General features: G+C 47.0%; 16 protein-coding genes, 1 pseudogene and 1 riboswitch. Of the genes and pseudogenes, 12 read left to right on the top strand and 5 right to left on the bottom strand.

Features of this window, described 5'->3' with window-relative positions; translation table 11 throughout:
• Nucleotides 1-29: 29 nt before the first annotated feature.
• The 5 genes and pseudogenes from LA360_RS08710 to LA360_RS08690 all read right to left on the bottom strand — a co-directional run bounded on the left by LA360_RS08710 (nucleotide 30) and on the right by LA360_RS08690 (nucleotide 4,447).
• Nucleotides 30-1,235 (bottom strand): IS256 family transposase, encoded by a 1,206-nt coding sequence (locus LA360_RS08710; RefSeq protein ID WP_173876956.1) that lies wholly within the window; start codon nucleotides 1,233-1,235, stop codon nucleotides 30-32.
• Nucleotides 1,236-1,474: 239 nt separating this feature from the next.
• A pseudogene (locus LA360_RS08705) lies at nucleotides 1,475-2,497 on the bottom strand (transposase); the annotation flags it as partial.
• Nucleotides 2,498-2,883: 386 nt separating this feature from the next.
• A complete protein-coding gene (locus LA360_RS08700; RefSeq protein ID WP_022201206.1) occupies nucleotides 2,884-3,417 on the bottom strand; it encodes a permease in 534 nt (177 codons plus the stop codon).
• Complete coding sequence (locus LA360_RS08695; RefSeq protein ID WP_089776627.1) at nucleotides 3,414-3,902, bottom strand: permease; 489 nt, start codon at nucleotides 3,900-3,902, stop codon at nucleotides 3,414-3,416. The genes LA360_RS08700 and LA360_RS08695 overlap by 4 nt, the downstream gene beginning before the upstream one ends.
• A 17-nt stretch (nucleotides 3,903-3,919) precedes the next feature.
• Nucleotides 3,920-4,447 carry an ECF transporter S component gene (locus LA360_RS08690; RefSeq protein ID WP_022201204.1) on the bottom strand — a complete coding sequence of 176 codons (528 nt, stop codon included), beginning with the start codon at nucleotides 4,445-4,447 and terminating at the stop codon, nucleotides 3,920-3,922.
• A 103-nt stretch (nucleotides 4,448-4,550) separates the two neighbouring features.
• Between LA360_RS08690 and LA360_RS08685 the strand changes: the two genes are divergently transcribed.
• The 12 genes from LA360_RS08685 to LA360_RS08630 all read left to right on the top strand — a co-directional run bounded on the left by LA360_RS08685 (nucleotide 4,551) and on the right by LA360_RS08630 (nucleotide 15,014).
• Entirely contained in the window at nucleotides 4,551-5,210 is a 660-nt protein-coding gene (locus LA360_RS08685) for a Crp/Fnr family transcriptional regulator (protein WP_089776626.1), read from the top strand.
• A 172-nt stretch (nucleotides 5,211-5,382) separates the two neighbouring features.
• Nucleotides 5,383-5,488, top strand: a riboswitch (TPP riboswitch).
• A 276-nt stretch (nucleotides 5,489-5,764) separates the two neighbouring features.
• Entirely contained in the window at nucleotides 5,765-6,586 is an 822-nt protein-coding gene (thiM, locus tag LA360_RS08680; protein WP_022201202.1) for a hydroxyethylthiazole kinase, read from the top strand.
• Entirely contained in the window at nucleotides 6,573-7,214 is a 642-nt protein-coding gene (gene thiE, locus LA360_RS08675; RefSeq protein ID WP_022201201.1) for a thiamine phosphate synthase, read from the top strand. The genes thiM and thiE overlap by 14 nt, the downstream gene beginning before the upstream one ends.
• Entirely contained in the window at nucleotides 7,211-7,870 is a 660-nt protein-coding gene (locus LA360_RS08670; protein ID WP_112481723.1) for an HAD family hydrolase, read from the top strand. Before thiE ends, LA360_RS08670 begins: the two co-directional genes overlap by 4 nt.
• Nucleotides 7,871-7,948: 78 nt before the next feature.
• Nucleotides 7,949-8,755 (top strand): bifunctional hydroxymethylpyrimidine kinase/phosphomethylpyrimidine kinase, encoded by an 807-nt coding sequence (gene thiD, locus LA360_RS08665; protein ID WP_022201199.1) that lies wholly within the window; start codon nucleotides 7,949-7,951, stop codon nucleotides 8,753-8,755.
• Nucleotides 8,755-9,417, top strand: coding sequence for a thiaminase II (gene tenA, locus LA360_RS08660; protein WP_022201198.1), 663 nt, complete (start codon nucleotides 8,755-8,757; stop codon nucleotides 9,415-9,417). Before thiD ends, tenA begins: the two co-directional genes overlap by 1 nt.
• Before the next feature lie 128 nt (nucleotides 9,418-9,545).
• Nucleotides 9,546-10,193 (top strand): MATE family efflux transporter, encoded by a 648-nt coding sequence (locus LA360_RS08655; RefSeq protein ID WP_089776625.1) that lies wholly within the window; start codon nucleotides 9,546-9,548, stop codon nucleotides 10,191-10,193.
• An 830-nt stretch (nucleotides 10,194-11,023) separates the two neighbouring features.
• On the top strand, nucleotides 11,024-11,518 hold the full coding sequence (locus tag LA360_RS08650) for a helix-turn-helix domain-containing protein (protein WP_112481404.1): 495 nt from the start codon (nucleotides 11,024-11,026) through the stop codon (nucleotides 11,516-11,518).
• On the top strand, nucleotides 11,488-12,273 hold the full coding sequence (locus LA360_RS08645) for a transposase (protein ID WP_112481403.1): 786 nt from the start codon (nucleotides 11,488-11,490) through the stop codon (nucleotides 12,271-12,273). Before LA360_RS08650 ends, LA360_RS08645 begins: the two co-directional genes overlap by 31 nt.
• A 46-nt stretch (nucleotides 12,274-12,319) precedes the next feature.
• Entirely contained in the window at nucleotides 12,320-12,526 is a 207-nt protein-coding gene (locus LA360_RS08640; protein WP_034534641.1) for a helix-turn-helix domain-containing protein, read from the top strand.
• A gap of 14 nt (nucleotides 12,527-12,540) precedes the next feature.
• Nucleotides 12,541-13,734: a site-specific integrase gene (locus LA360_RS08635; protein ID WP_022201197.1), complete on the top strand. Its 1,194-nt coding sequence runs from the start codon at nucleotides 12,541-12,543 to the stop codon at nucleotides 13,732-13,734.
• Nucleotides 13,731-15,014: a tyrosine-type recombinase/integrase gene (locus LA360_RS08630; RefSeq protein ID WP_089776243.1), complete on the top strand. Its 1,284-nt coding sequence runs from the start codon at nucleotides 13,731-13,733 to the stop codon at nucleotides 15,012-15,014. Before LA360_RS08635 ends, LA360_RS08630 begins: the two co-directional genes overlap by 4 nt.
• Nucleotides 15,015-15,246 lie beyond the last annotated feature (232 nt).

Raw genomic sequence — 15,246 nt, 5'->3', positions numbered from 1 at the left:
GATAGGTGTACACCTATGCCTGTGCGCTCTTATTCCGGCAGTCTGCCTTCGTACATAATGGACAGTTCCCCATAGACCTGCCCCCAGTTGCGGATGGGCATGGTCCACTTCTTCGTCGCCTCGAACGTGGCCAGGTACAGAGCCTTTAAGAGCGCCGTGCTGCCCGGGAACACGCTCCGCTGGCGGTTGAGCTTCCGGTAGGTAGAGTTGAGGCTCTCGATCGCGTTGGTAGTATAGATCACCTTCCTGACCTCCATGGAAAACTTGAAGATGGGGGATACCACATCCCAGTTGTCATGCCAGCGTTTCATTGAGTTGGGGTACTTTGGCGTCCACTTTTCCGTCACCTTCTCCAGCGCCTCCAGCGCCTTTTCCTCGTTTGCGGCATGGTAGATGGTTTTCAGGTCCGTGGCAAATGCTTTCCGGTCCTTGTCGGAGACGTATTTCAGCGTGTTCCGTACCATATGTACGATGCAGCGCTGCTGCTCCGTCTTCGGGAATGCCGCCGTTATGGCTTCCTTAATGCCCGTGAGCCCGTCCGAGCAGAGAATGAGGATATCCTTCACACCGCGGTTCTTCAACTCGTTCAGAACGCAGAGCCAGTACTTGGAGCTTTCATTCTCCCCGATCTGTATGCTCAGGACTTCCTTTTTACCTTCCAGCGTAAGGCCGAGGATGACATAGGCGGCAAGCTTGCGGATTACCCCGTCCTCCCGCACGGAATAATGGATTGCGTCGATGTAGACCACGGGATAGACTTCCTCCAGCGGGCGGTTCTGCCAGTCTTCAATCTGCGGCAGTATCTTGTCCGTCACGTCCGAGATGAACCCTTCCGAAGCCTCAAAACCATAAATGTCCATCAAGGTATCCGAGATTTGGCGGGTTGTCATGCCTTTTGCATACATGGATATGATCTTCTGGTCAATGCCGGAAATGTCCTTCTGGCGCTTTCTTACCACCTGGGGTTCAAACGTGGACTTCCTGTCCTGGGGCACCTGGATGTCCATGCTCCCGAAGCTGCTGTTGATCCGCTTGGGCTTGTAGCCATTGCGGTAATCATCCGAATCCGACCGTTCTGACCTCCCATAGCCGAGATGCTCATCCATCTCCGCTTCCATCATCTCCTTCAGGGTGCTCCCCAGCAGGTCTTTGAGGGCTTCCTGGATATCCTCCGCAGTCTGGATGTCATACTCTTCCAGGAGCTGATGGACGATGTTCCTTTTCCCCTCCGTCATGACTACTTTGTGTACGGGCTGTTTTTCTCTTCTTGCCATAATAATAGGCCTCCTTATGATAATAGATTTTATCATAGAAGACCTAATGCTTAATAGCTATTTACAGAAAAACTTTCATACTCTCGAGTAGATGGACTCTATTTCCCACAGCCCTCCCACTTTTTGATCCAGAAGTCTGTTACTTTCCTAAAAAAGCATATACCTCCCCCTTACCCCCATAGAAAGCGGGCCCTTCTTTTTTATGCCGCAACAGCAGCCCTTTTCTTTTTATTCCTGAATTTATAGAGATTATGGCCTATTGATACCAAATATATTTCCAGACTCACTCGGTTTAGCTTTCTTCTTACCACACGTTTGTACCATTGGTCATACTTTATGATTCCAAACGTCCCTTCCGCTTGTATCGAACGGTTCATCCGCAGCAGCGCTCCCTGGATACTTTCCAGGTTTTCGACTACTTCCTGGTGCATACAGCTCAGCTCCCGGTTCATACACACCATACGGTTCTTATCTGTCTTTTTACATTGTTCCTTATAAGGACATCCTCCACAGTCCTCACATGTATAGTACTCTTCCTGGCGTCCATATCGGTTCCCTTTTACTGCTTTCCTGTATGCAAAATGGAACTTCTTTCCCCATGGGCACATCAGGGTCCCATCCGGGCCCGGCTTAAAGTTCACCGCACGAAACGGGTTCTCATGATATTCTTTATCTTTTGTCTCTTTTTTGTACATCGGAAATTTCATGTACTTTTCCATCCCGTGTTCCTGACAATAAATATAATTGTTGTACGAGCCGTATCCCGCATCTGCTACCGGATATTTCGGGTAAAACCCATACAGTTCCCTAAATTTCTCCATCAACGGCACAAAGCAGTCCATATCCGAGCGGTACTGCTTCACGTCGATGACCGCTATATATTCATCCGCTGCCCCGATCTGAATGTTATATGCCGGGAGCAGCTGGTCGTTTCCCATGTAGTCCTTTTTCATCCGCATAAACGTGGCATCATGGTCCGTTTTGGAATAGCTGTTGCGTTCCGGACCGCAGATCCGGATCTTTTTCACATATTCTTTCAGTTTCTCCGTGTATTCTTTCAGCTTCTCGTAATATCTCTGCTCCCTGGTCTTTCGGTGTCCCCTGCCGTGGACAAACGCTTTTTCGTCGATCCGGCACTGAAAAGCGTATCGTCCAAGAATCATCTCCAGACCTTGCGGAGTATATTCCGTGTTCGTCTCAACCTTCAGCCCGGTATAGGCCAGCACGCCGGACCTACTCAGTAGGAAGCAGCAGCGGCTTCCGAACCCATACCAGGACCAAAACGGGGAGCCGCCTACATTTCTAAGCTGTGTCAATGCGACCTCGACAATTTGAGCATCTCCGGCCCCCTAATAGACGAATATCTTGCTGACCAACGTGCGGGAATACATATATCCGCCCACATTGGCCTATTCCTCTGGCAGAATTCAGAGAAAAAATACTATATGATGCAGTAAAGGACGTATATTCCTGGCCCCTATAAAAGCCAGATAGAGCTTCCTTCGAGCCGGCCTCGTATTCCTGCGCAGAGAACAACAACGGCGCAAGAGAATGAATGATTAGCTATGGTCGATGCCAAAGGACGCTAGTAGTAATTTGACAATTTGTATTACAGGTTATTTGCATTTTCATAGATTTCCTTTCTATCCTTATCGGATAACAGCCCTTCAGTGATAAAGGCAATCGCAAAAATGACGAACAGATTTAGCCCAAACCGTATCAGTGTAAAGGACACACCCAAAGAGGATATTTCAAAAAGGAGTAAAGGAATGCGGATACTGGCGCTTGTGCATAGGAAAAGCAGCACGTTTGAAATCCTGCAGCCCTTTTTCAACAGTACCCCGGCAACAGGCAGCAGCGCATATATGGGAACGGCTGTTATCGTTCCAGACAATATGGCTACGGCAACACCTTTCACACCGGAATTCGCTCCCATAATTCGTATCATTTTTTCACGTTCAACCCATACGTCCATCAGGCCAATACAGATGAATACAGGCGTAAGTATAAAGAGGAAGTTGATAAAGTTCTTTCCGCTAAAGGCCAATGCTGTTTTTCCAATCTCCGGGTCATAGAGCCAAATGATGAGATTACAAAGCACCATTACAAATAAAAACCAATACTTTTTTATCGCTGTTTTCATTTGAGCAACACCCCCATTAGGTAAGCTGTGATAAAGGAAAATACAAATGCAAGCATATTCCGAAGAACGGCTATTTTCTTACCCAGATATTTTGTCTCTATCGGGATCGTGATCAGCCCAACCGTAGTGAGCGTAGAAACAAATACCGCCATTTGGATTATGCCCGCGCCGCTTTTCAGAAGTTCCGAAACAATGGGGAAAGCAATCATAACGGGTACTAACGAAAACGCACCAACAAGCGAAGCTAAGAGCATGCCGATAAAACCCGTTTCTTCGCCTATCATGCGTCTGATTGTCTCCGGCGAAAGCACCGCAAGCGCCACCCCAACAAAAAGCAGGATAGCAACAAATTGCGGCAGGACGCCTGTAAACATCTTCCACGCCTTTTTTAAGGATAATAGTGTTTTTCTTTTGTCTTTCAAAAAAGAGAAAAGCAGTAAAAGTGCTGCTAAACCATAGAACGAATAGGTAAAAACTGTGTTCAACTCTGTTCACGCCCTCCCTAGATTGCTTTTTTTAACGGCGAAAGTACCAACAGCGCAACACCGCCGCCCAAAAGGGCTGTTAGCAGCTGTGGTATAGAGAACATATTCGAAATCACCGCCGCCTGCGGAGCCGGTAATCTTAAAAAGAACGGCACGGCTATTTGCGCGATTCCAAGGTATAGGACCAAGAATTTGGCGGCTGCCGCAGCTGCCAAAGCAATCATTGGTGCGGTATATTTATGCCCCCAACGCCTGTTGCCAATGAAGTGCCAAATCAGCACGAGGGTAATGTTTCCTGCCACGATAAAGGGGATCAGGCTCCAAAGAGGGCCTATTCCAATCAGCTTCGCCATAACAGGCGAAATGACAGCAACGCAAAGTCCTGACATCATGCCGCAGGTCATAACGGAAACAATCATCAGCATATTCACAACAGACCCAGTAATAATAGTGCTCCCTAATGCTCCGGTAGCCGCCTGCAATACGACAAGTAAGGCGATAAAAACTGCTGTGCGGGTAATCCAAAGCGTTCTTTCTTTGATCATAATTTTGAGATTTCCTTTCTCTTCTCTTGTTTTTCAGATTTTATTATAGTACAATTTTGACAAATGCCTTGTTGCACACGCAACAAAAAACGAGGTTATTGTGATGCGTGAGTTTATAGAAGATTTAAAGCAGACAAATCTATTTTTCGCCATTGAACCAGAGGAAATTGATGGGCTCCTTTATTGCCTCTGTGCAAAGTATGTCCGGTACGCCAAAGGCGACTATATCATTGAGGAAGGGAACAAGGTATACGACTTCGGAATTATGCTATCAGGGCATGGACGCGCAATAAAGTGGGATCCCTCTGACAGAGTGATTCTTATTTCTCTTCTGAAAAAGGGAAGCGAGATAGGGGTTATTTTAGCGGCAAGTTTAGAACACAAAAGTCCTGTTACTGTACAGGCGGAGGATGATGTCCTGGTATTGCAAATCCCTTTTGAACGCGTATTGGCCCGGTGCGAAAAGGCCTGCCCCCGGCATGACAGGCTATTACGCAACTATATAAGCATTGTTGCCAAAAAGGGGCTTGTACTGCACGAACGTATAGATTGTCTGCTGCGTCCGACAATACGGGAGAAAATATTGACCTACTTACAGTGTATAGCCCGCGAACAACAAAAAAGAACATTTACGATTCCGATGAATAGAAACTCTATGGCAGAATACCTCAACGTGGAGCGCAGCGCACTTTCACGAGAGCTGTCCTACATGAAGCGGGACGGGATTATTGATTATCATAAAAACACGTTTAGACTGATTTGAGATGCATAGAAGCAGAGGTTCTTGTAAGCACTTTGTAGGAAGTTATGTGATTGAGGAAGAGGAATTGTTGCAGACAATGGAGGAGTGGTTTTCTAAAAAGCGCTGATACCAATCAAGTTTTCCTGCGGCCGCCACTTGCAAAGCAAAAACTGGAATGCTATAATAGCGCTAACAGAATAAACAGGGGAGCTTGTGTGACAGGCTGAGAGGAAGGTAGACCTTCGACCCTTGAACCTGATGCGGATAATGCCGCCGGAGGAAGTCGTGGAGATTGGTACTTTTTCAGGGGGCATCCTATGCAGGTGTCTCCTGTTTTTTTGCGCTTTTTGAAGGAAAGGATGTGAGAACAGCAACCGCGGTATGCCTGCGGCGGGTTGAGGGGGAGCGCCCTGAACCTTGTATGACAGCGATGGGAAGCCGTGTTCCGGCGTGAGAGGAGGCCAGTAAGCCTCGACCGAATCTTTCCAACCGGCAGACTCTAGCGGTCTGTCATCATTAGGGGAAGGCGCCGCTATACAGGGCCGTTTTCTCTCATTACAAAGGAGTATCATACTATGTTTGAACAGATTTTTGAAAGTGTCCGGCAGAAATCCCCGCTGGTTCACTGTATCACCAACTATGTCACTGTCAACGATTGCGCAAACATGCTGCTGGCTTGCGGCGGCTCACCTATTATGGCGGATGATCCGGGGGACGCTGTGGAGATTACCAGTATCTGCGGCGGACTGACCATCAACATCGGCACGCTGAATCAGCGCACCATTCCGGCCATGCTTGCCGCCGGGAAGCGTGCCAACGAGCTGGGGCACCCCGTAGTACTGGACCCGGTGGGAGCCGGGGCTTCCACGCTACGGACGGACACGGCCCTCCGGCTGCTAAAGGAAGTGAAGTTCGCGGTAATTAGGGGCAACATCTCGGAGATCAAGACCCTTGCCTCCGGCAGCGGCACCACCAAGGGCGTGGATGCTGATGTGGCGGATCGGGTGACTGAAGACAATCTGGATGGGGCAGTATCCTTCGTCAAGGAGCTTGCAAGGCGCATTGGGGCGGTGATTGCCGTTACCGGAGCGATTGACATTGTGGCGGATGAGGAGCGGGCCTTTTGTATACGCAACGGCCGTCCGGAGATGTCCTCCATCACCGGAACCGGCTGCCAGCTTTCTGCTCTGACTGCGGCCTTTGTCACAGCAAACCCGGATCAGTCCCTGGAGGCCGCTGCGGCCGCCGTGTGCGCCATGGGTCTGTGCGGAGAAGTCGCCTACAAACGTATGACAGGGCTGGACGGTAACGCCTCTTACCGGAACTATATTATCGACGCCATGTACCGCCTGACCCCGGCGGAACTGGAGAAAGGAGCAAACTATGAAATGCGATAAGCGGCATATGCTGCTCTATGCTGTCACCGACCGGACCTGGAGCGGGGAGCAGACTCTCTATGAGCAGGTAGAAGCGGCATTGAAAGGCGGCGTAACTTGTGTGCAGCTGCGGGAGAAAGAGCTGGACGAAGCGGCGTTTCTTCAGGAGGCTAAGGACATCTGCGCCCTGTGCCGCCGGTACCACATACCCTTTATTGTGAATGACAACGTGGATATTGCCGTCGCATGCGGGGCGGACGGAATCCATGTGGGCCAGGAAGATATGGTGGCGGGGGAGGTCCGCCGCCGGGTGGGGGACGCGATGATTCTCGGTGTCTCTGTCCACACGGTTGAGGAGGCCCGTCAGGCTGTCCACGACGGCGCGGACTACCTGGGTTTGGGAGCGGTGTTTCCCACAAGCACCAAGGCTGACGCGGACCAGATGACCAGCGAGACCCTACGGGATATTTGCAGCGCGGTGGATGTGCCCATCGTAGCTATCGGCGGCATCAACCGGGACAACCTTCTTAGCCTGGCCGGCAGCGGCGTGGACGGGGCGGCCCTGGTATCCGCCATCTTCTCGGCAGAGGATATTGAGAGGAATTGCCAGGAGCTTCGGGCGCTGGCAGAGAGGATGGTAAGGGCATGAGGATTTGCGGCGTGATTTTTGATGTTGACGGTACGCTGTTGGATTCCATGTTTATTTGGGATACGATTGGCGAGACCTATTTGCGCTCCATCGGATATGAGCCGCGGGAGAATTTGAACGATACGTTTAAAAATATGAGCCTGCACCAGGCGGCCTGCTATTACCAGACAGAGTATGGTGTGACGCTGAGTATTAAGGAGATTATGGCTGGGGTCAACGCCATGCTGGAGCGGTATTACCGTTTTGAGGTTCCGCTGAAGGCGGGAGTAAAGGAGCTGCTGGCACAGCTCCAGCGGAGCAAAGTCAAGCTGTGTATCGCCACTGCCACAGACCGGTATCTAGTGGAGGATGCCCTGGAGCGGTGTGGGGTGCTGTCCTGTTTTGGGGAGATTTTTACCTGCAACGAGGTGGGTCACGGCAAGGACGAACCGGAAATTTTTGAAGCAGCGCTTCGCTTCCTGGGAACAAAGAAGGCAGAGACAGTTGTGTTTGACGATGCGCTCTATGCCGTCAAAGCGGCGAAAGCGGCCGGGTTTCCGGTAGCGGCGGTGTATGACAGCCATGAAAAGAATCAGGAGGAAATCTGTACTCTGTCCGATCTATACCTGAAAGATTTGACGCAATTGGATAAACTCAGGAACTTCCTTCCGGTTTAGCGGCTGGGAGTTTTAAGCGGCAAATTGGGGGCACCACCTTTTGCCGCTCTATAAAAATAATGCAAAGGAGATATAGCAATGAGAACAGCATTATCAATCGCTGGGACAGACCCCAGCGGAGGCGCCGGGATTCAGGCCGATCTGAAAGCGATGACCATGAACGGTGTTTTCGCCATGAGCGCTATTACGGCGCTGGTAGCGCAGAACACCATCGGCGTAAGAGAAATTGTAGAAATGACACCCGATTTTCTCGGGCAGCAGATTGACGCGGTATTCGAGGACATTCCGCCTGACGCGGTGAAAATCGGTATGGTAGCCTCCTGCGGACTGATTGAGAAAATCGCAGAGCGGCTGCGCTTCTACCAGGCAAGGAACGTCGTGGTGGACCCGGTGATGGTGGCGACCAGCGGCGACCGGCTGATTTCTGAAGAGGCGGTGGACAATCTGAAAACCTGTCTGCTCCCTTTGGCGGCCGTGACCACGCCCAACATCCCGGAGGCGGAGATCCTCTCCGGCATGGTTATCCACAGACCGGAGGACATTGAAGCCGCTGCAAAACAGATCAGCAACGCTTACGGCTGCGCAGTCCTGCTTAAAGGCGGGCACAACATCAATGACGCCAACGACTTCCTCTATGCGGGCGGCGTGGGGACATGGTTTCATGGAACGCGCATCAATAACCCAAACACGCACGGAACCGGCTGCACGCTTTCCAGCGCCATTGCGGCCAATCTGGCTAAGGGCTTTGACCTGCCCGCATCTATCCGGCGGTCGAAAGAGTACCTTTCCGGCGCACTGGGGGCCATGCTGAATTTGGGGAAGGGCCGGGGACCTATGCAGCACAATTTCAATCTGACAGGTGTATACGCAAAGGAGGCAGAGTAATGAAGATAACAGAGCGGCTTTTGTCCGCAACAAAGGATATTTGGGCGTCTTATAATGCGCATCCTTTTGTGAGGGGGATCCAGGACGGCACGTTAGACCGGGAGAAATTCAAGTATTACATCATACAGGACTATCTCTATCTGGAGGAGTATGCTAAAGTGTTTGCGTTGGGCATCGCCAAGGCCAAAAGCCCTGAGGTAATCCAGCTGTTTTCTAAATATGTGACCTTACTGACAGAAGGGGAGATGGACATTCACCGTGGCTATATGGGCAGATTCTCGATTTCCTGGGAGGAACTTAAGGCCACACCCCGGGCGCTGGATAATCTCTCCTATACCTCCTATATGCTCCGGGTGGCATATGAAGAGGGAGAGGCCGAAATTCTGGCCGCTATCCTGTCTTGTGCCTACAGCTATGAGGTAATCGCCAAAAAAATCGTAGAGAACCGTCCGGCGGCGCTGGAGCATCCTTTCTATGGAGATTGGGTCAAGGGTTATGCTGATCCCCACTACAGTGAGACGAATGTATTGCTGCTGGAAACAACAGACCGGCTGACCTGCAGCTACACCGAGGACCAGATCAAGCACCTCACAGATATCTTCGTAGCCTGCTCCCGTTACGAGCTTGCCTTTTGGGAAATGGCATGGAACATGAGCAAATAGAGGGGATTCAAGGAATTGTTATTATAGGTTTTTGCTTTTTCATACACGGAATCTTGTAGATGTTCTATAAATGTGCTTAAACTGAACGCAGCAACAAAGCGGCTGTTTTACCTCTTGTCCAAAAAGCCATACCGTCCGTCATTCAACAAAGCATTCCGGCGGTAAGCACAACATTTTTAACCGCGTTAGTAAGTACATACAGCATTACTGAGATTGCGGCATATGGCATTACCGGAAAACTGGTAACTATACTTTTCTATCCGGCTATGGCGTTGAATATGGTCTTAACTGCAATTATAGGTCAGTGTATCGGTGGACAACGGGTTGATCGCGCAAAAGATTATTTAAAGTGCGCTTTGAAATATGGGTGTTTACTGCTCTTAATTCTCTCTATTGTCATAGTAACATTTTCAAGACAGCTTTCCGGCCTTTTTGTAAATAGCCCTGATGTTGCAGCTATTGTCGGTGTGTACTTTTCCATTGTGGGTATCGGCTATGTTCTAAATACAGTAACAAATAGCTTTCTTGGAGTATTGAACGGTTTTGGTAAGCCTGCAAAAAGTATGTTGTTAATGATTTTTTACTATATTGTCGTCCGTATGCCTTTAGCTTATCTTCTTTCATTTTTAGGATTTGGGCTAAACGGAATATGGGGTGCCGTACTTATCAGCCATATTTGTGCGGTAGCAGCTTCCGCTATTGTATCGATATTACGTTTAAAACACCAAAATAATTCAAACATATTTTACCGCCGTGTTTCTTTTGTATCGACATAATGTTACATTCTTTTCATCAAAAAAAGCCCGCCCCCCGGTACGGGATATTTCGGCTTCATAGATGATTACACACATCACTATAATACTGTTTATATTTCACTTGCGCCCGATTGCATTTTGCAGTCGGGCGCATTTTGTATTTTCTCAAAAGTTTTTCTATAAAATTTCTAAATAATCCCATTCTAATCCTATTTATATTATATAAGGTTTATTTTTTGTACATTGAAAATAGCATAGGTTCAGTTGTCCTATAACAAAAACTGAAATCGAGCATACGAGAGATACGCCATAGCAGAAATGCTGCGAAATATATCAAATCAAAATAAGCCCGGGCAGGGGTTTGATGGCTTGTGACGGCCGCATAAGCTGTGCGAGGATGATATCAGTTGGAAACTTGTGGGGACTGCCGCTCACCTAATGAGGGGAGGCTGCGTTAGTATGGAAACATCTGGCGTGGTTTAAGCTGTTTTGCGAACAGGTAGGACAACTCCAGATGCCGGGGGACGAGTAAATACGGCATAAAATTTGCTTTGGAGAAAGCACAACCACCTTAATGAAATATTATAAGAAGTAAAAAAATTGTGAAATGCTCTTGAGGAAACAAAAGCCAATTTTTTACAATGATTGTAGAGAAACAGACTGTTTTAAAAACTGAGCGGTTTTGTGAAATCAATATAGTATTAGCGATTAGTCTAAGATTGAACCATGTTAGGTGGCATCAATCATGCTCATGGCTAGTACAGCATTGCCAAAATAATAATGAATAGACGTTGCTTTTTTATTGTAGTCGGTGCATAATAATTCTATCACTAAAGAATGGATGTGTTATTATGCGAAGGAAAACAATTGATACTATCCCGGTTTTATCTGATGCCATGAAAAACATATTATCTGCTTTTTCAAAAAGCCGCTCCCTTCCGTCAGGACTGGTCAAAAGAGCCAGCATTGTCCTGCTTGCGTCACAGGGGGAACTCAACCAGAATATTGCACCACAGGTCGGGCTTCATTATAATAATGTTGCCACCTGGCGCAGTCGGTTCCTCGCGGCGCTCCCAGCCTTGCGGAGGATTGAAATGGACGACCCGAAAAAGCTTGAAGATGAGATACGGGCAGTCCTGTCCGATAAAAAACGCCCCGGTGCCCCGTCTGTTTTTACGCCGGACCAGATCATGCGGATCATCGACCTTGCCTGCAGCAACCCAAATGATTTTGGGTACGAAGTAAGCCAGTGGAGTCTCCCGCTGTTAGTGGCAGAAATTAAAAAGCAGGGGATCGCTGAACAGATTTCTGAGAAATCTGTCAGCCGTTTTTTAAAAATGAGGTAGATTTACATCCCCACAAAATCCGTTACTGGCTTCATTCTTCGGAAAAGACGGAAGCCCCGGAATCTTTTGCGCGGAAAGTAAACGAAATCTGCGGCCTGTACCAGAGTGCCCAGGAACAAAGCCGGGAAGGTGCACACATTGTTTCCACGGATGAAATGACCGGGGTACAAGCGCTGGAACATAAATATCCTGACAAGCTCCCATTACCCGGCCAGTGCGCCAAAATGGAGTTTGAGTATATCCGCCATGGCACGACCAGCCTCATCGGGTTCTTTGATGTTGCAACGGGCCGTATGGAAATGCCGTATTTAAACTCCACACGCACAGAAGAGGATTTTGTGGAAGCCGTGAAAGCATTGGTAGGGACAGACCCGCAAGCCCCATGGACATTTATATGCGATGGCCTAAACACCCATAAATCGGAAGCCCTTGTCCGCTTTGTGGCAGAAGCCTGTGCCCTTGGCGTGGAACTGGGCAAAAAAGGGAAAACAGGGATCCTTAAAAGTATGGAAAGCCGAGCGGATTTCCTGCATGACCCTTCCCACCGGATCCGCTTTGTCTATACTCCGAAACACAGTTCCTGGATGAACCAGATTGAGATATGGTTTGGCATCATTAACCGGAAGCTGCTGAAGCGGAAAAGCTACCTATCAATAGAAGAACTGGAAGCAAGCATCCTGCGCTTTATTGAACAATACAATCTTACAGCACACCCATTTAAGTGGACATATGCCGGGATACCATTAGTAATTTAATCACTGATATTTAAGCAATGCTGTACTAGTTGCCTTTGTAAAGGGGGTGACAGCGATAGAAGTTTTACAGAAAGATAAAAAAGTATATAACGCAGAGGAAATCCAGGAGATTTTAGGGATTGGGAGGAGCAAAACATATACCTTTTTGGACGAGGCGTATCGGAATCAAAAGCCGTTCCGGGTCCTTAAAGTTGGAAAGCTTTTCAGGGTTCCCAAACAATCTTTTGATGACTGGCTAGACGGAATTAGTTAAGGCGGGTGAGACAGTTGAAAAGAAAACCACAGAATAGTGCAGCTTTTTTTGAAAATAATTCATGGTATCACCGTACCAAGATACTTCAGGACGATGGTTCGATAAAGTACAGCAAAAAGGGCGGGTTTGCTACCAGTGAAGAGGCTGATAAGAGCTATAGGCGACACGAAGATGAGTTTAAAAAGGCGTATCGGGCCTATCATCTGGCACATCAAATCAATACAGAAGTCACGCTTAAGGATTATTTGATTTATTGGTTTGAGGAGATATTCTCTCAAAGAATTGAAACAACAACCAGAATGGTAGGCGCGTATGCGGTTTATGACTTAATCCTGCCGAATATTGAGTACGACATCAAGGTCCGGTTCACCAATGTAGAATATCTTGATGCATTATTGGAGCGGGTAGCGAAGGTCAGTGCCTCTGCAGGAAATAAAGGGCGGGAGATTCTAAATATGGCAATGAAAGAGGCAGTAATCGGTGGGTATATTAAAACCAATCCGGTTATTGGCACAAAGCCGTATAAGAGACAAAAGCCAAAGATAACAATTCTGAGTAAAGAAAAAATCAAGGTCCTGCTGAAAGCGTCTTCCGAAAATAACTGGTATTTGGAAATATTGTTAGGCCTATTCTGTGGCTTACGAAAAGGCGAGATTCTTGGACTTAAATTCAGTGATTTGGATATGGAGAAGAGGACCGTAACTATCAGAAGGCAGATTGCTTCAGATCCACTTATTAAAAAAGGGAGTGGAAGTAAAATAGACAATTACGGACTGATAGAACGTGATCCCAAAACACCAAACAGTTTCCGAGTTTTGCGGGTTCCAGCCATAATCATAGAGGAACTGGAAAAACGGAAACGACTTGTGGAGTTCAATAAGGTAGTTTATGCTGGTCAATATGATGACAAGGATTATATCAGTTGTCAGAAAAATGGAAAACTACATAGTTTGTCAGCTTTAAATAGCGCTTTAACTGGAATTTGTAGCAAGAATGGCCTTCCGCATATCACGGTACATGGATTAAGGCATATGTATGCAACGATTTTGATTGAGATGGGGGTTCCACTGATTAAGATATCTGCATTACTTGGGCACGGCTCTGTCCACACAACGTTTGAATATTATTGTGACGTGATGGATGAAAACGAGAATATTCTGGCATTTATGAATCAAGCGTTTGTTCCGGTGGAAAGGAGGGCAGTATGATAATTGATTTGAGCCTTCAGCAGTATGTGGATTGGGAAGTAAAGCCAGTGATTCCTATAAAGGGAAAATTCGGATACCGTGTTGTTTTAAAATACATAGATGGTACTGAAAGAACTCAGCAAAAGTCGGGATTTAAGACAGATAAAGAGGCTAATGCTGCCAGGGATAACACAATAGGTAAATTACATGCTGGAACTTATATTGTATATGAGAATGTTAAAGTAAGTGACTTTTTAGAGTTCTGGATAAAGGAGGATATATGCAAGAGGGTAAGAAGCGAAGAAACTTATGCTGCTTATTCCAATATTGTGTATAACCACATTATTCCAATCCTTGGAAATAAAAAGATGTCAGCCGTTAACCGTGGAGATGTTCAAAAGCTGTATAACGACCGGGCAGAATATTCTGTATCAGTCTCAAGGCTGGTTAAAACGGTGATGAATGTCTCTATGAATTATGCTGTAGAGAAAAAAATCATTGCGGAGAATCCGGCAGTTGGTATCAATCTTCCTAAAAAGGTAAAGAAGAAGGAATACCATGCCCGCAGTATTGACACACAGAAAACCCTGACAATGGATCAGATTCTGATTCTATTGGAGGCCAGCAGGGACACGCCGATACATATGCAGATCCTGTTTAATGTATTAATGGGACTTCGCAGAAGGGAAATCAACGGCGTGAAATATTCGGATATTGACTATATTAACCGAACACTAAAGCTTCGCCGGCAGTTGGGGAAGAAAATCAACACAAAAAAAGAAGACTTTCCACCTAAAACCTTTACGAAACAGGAACTTGGATTGAAGACCCCATCGAGCTATCGTGATATTCCGATACCAGATTATGTGTTTGAGGCGATTCTGCAACAGAGGGAGGTGTATGAGAGAAATAAGAGTCGCAGGAGAAGCCAGTTTCAGGATTCAGGATATGTTTGCTGCTCTAACTACGGGAAACCGCGAAGCAAGGATTTCCATTGGAAATATTATAAAAAACTGTTAGCGGATAACAACCTGCCGGATATAAAGTGGCATCATTTACGCAGTACCTTCTGCACACTGCTTTTGAAAAATAATTTTAATCCCAAAGCGGTATCCAAATTAATGGGACATGCAACGGAGCTAATCACCTTAGATGTATATGGTGATAACCGGGAAATTATTGCTGACTGTGTAGATGAAATCCAGCCGTTCATAGATGAGGTGCTTCCGATAAAGGAGGTAGACAAGCAGCTTGAGGAAGAACTGTTGGAAATCGAAGTTCCGGCAGAAGATTATGTTTAAAAATTAAGGGCAGTAGTAGTTTCAATCAAATATCAATTTGGTTCTCAAAATGAAACAAGGCGCAGGGAAAGAACAAATGTTCATACTTGCGCCTATACTTTTTCCTTCCGCTATGTTATAATTTTGGTGACATTTGGTATTACTAATTTCATTGAGTTTATATAGTGTTGCGGAGTTAAGAAAATAGCATTTTGGTGACCTTCATTCGTAAAATGGCAAAAGTTCGTCTATT

It is taken from the genome of Enterocloster clostridioformis (assembly GCF_020297485.1).
GTDB classification, from domain to species: domain Bacteria; phylum Bacillota; class Clostridia; order Lachnospirales; family Lachnospiraceae; genus Enterocloster; species Enterocloster clostridioformis.
Note: the sequence above shows the minus strand (reverse complement) of the source record. Positions and strands in the feature narration are given on the sequence as shown.

Excerpts from the sequence above, each read along its gene's own strand:
- LA360_RS08710 (WP_173876956.1), bottom strand. The coding sequence starts at position 1,235 with ATGACGGAGGGGAAAAGGAACATCGTCCATCAGCTCCTGGAAGAGTAT.
- LA360_RS08700 (WP_022201206.1), bottom strand. The coding sequence starts at position 3,417 with ATGAAAACAGCGATAAAAAAGTATTGGTTTTTATTTGTAATGGTGCTT.
- LA360_RS08690 (WP_022201204.1), bottom strand. The coding sequence starts at position 4,447 with ATGATCAAAGAAAGAACGCTTTGGATTACCCGCACAGCAGTTTTTATC.
- LA360_RS08685 (WP_089776626.1), top strand. The coding sequence starts at position 4,551 with ATGCGTGAGTTTATAGAAGATTTAAAGCAGACAAATCTATTTTTCGCC.
- thiM (WP_022201202.1), top strand. The coding sequence starts at position 5,765 with ATGTTTGAACAGATTTTTGAAAGTGTCCGGCAGAAATCCCCGCTGGTT.
- thiE (WP_022201201.1), top strand. The coding sequence starts at position 6,573 with ATGAAATGCGATAAGCGGCATATGCTGCTCTATGCTGTCACCGACCGG.
- LA360_RS08670 (WP_112481723.1), top strand. The coding sequence starts at position 7,211 with ATGAGGATTTGCGGCGTGATTTTTGATGTTGACGGTACGCTGTTGGAT.
- thiD (WP_022201199.1), top strand. The coding sequence starts at position 7,949 with ATGAGAACAGCATTATCAATCGCTGGGACAGACCCCAGCGGAGGCGCC.
- tenA (WP_022201198.1), top strand. The coding sequence starts at position 8,755 with ATGAAGATAACAGAGCGGCTTTTGTCCGCAACAAAGGATATTTGGGCG.
- LA360_RS08650 (WP_112481404.1), top strand. The coding sequence starts at position 11,024 with ATGCGAAGGAAAACAATTGATACTATCCCGGTTTTATCTGATGCCATG.
- LA360_RS08630 (WP_089776243.1), top strand. The coding sequence starts at position 13,731 with ATGATAATTGATTTGAGCCTTCAGCAGTATGTGGATTGGGAAGTAAAG.